This is a genomic window from Erwinia sp. 009765445, from assembly GCF_058137865.1.
Window position 1 is genome coordinate 1 of record NZ_JBYUWC010000070.1, and the last position, 561, is coordinate 561.

Annotated in this window: 1 protein-coding gene and 1 pseudogene; one reads left to right on the plus strand and one right to left on the minus strand. The window is 50.4% G+C overall.

Features of this window, described 5'->3' with window-relative positions; genetic code table 11:
- Positions 1-183 (minus strand): annotated as a pseudogene (locus AC3Y5R_RS24265) (elongation factor P-like protein YeiP); the annotation flags it as partial.
- 154 nt (positions 184-337) lie between these two features.
- Between AC3Y5R_RS24265 and AC3Y5R_RS24270 the strand changes: the two are divergent.
- The coding region (locus AC3Y5R_RS24270; RefSeq protein WP_052971752.1) for a YkgJ family cysteine cluster protein at positions 338-561 on the plus strand (224 nt) is incomplete at its 3' end.

Sequence of the window (561 nt, forward strand, 5' to 3'; positions counted from 1 at the left end):
GATATCATCACCTTTGAAACGCTTTTCCACTTTCAGCCCGGTACGGACATCAGAAAAACGCATTTTGTACAGCGTAGCGGCACCGCGGGCAGTGGGCGACTGAATATCAATATCCTTAACCAGCAGCAGTTTGCCGTTGTAATTCAGTACCATACCTTTTTTAATTTCGTTCGCTCTTGGCATCGAAAAATTCCTGTAGTCGAAAATGTCAAAAATATCGCGACAAAGTACTCGCGACGGGCCTTTCGGGCAAGTGGTATTCGCACTTTTGCTGGTGCAAAAAAGGTGGTACTGTGCGCGCTCATCAATCCGGTGGTTAACCTTAAGAGAACAACGTATGGAATGCCGTCCGGGTTGCGGGGCGTGTTGCACTGCCCCTTCAATTTCCAGCCCTATTCCCGGTATGCCAGATGGCAAGCCCGCCAATACGCCCTGCATTCAGCTTGATGAACAGCAACGCTGTAAAATTTTCACCTCGCCACTGCGACCGAAAGTCTGTGCAGGCTTACAAGCCAGCGCTGAAATGTGCGGTAACTCGCGTCAGCAGGCCATGACCTGGCT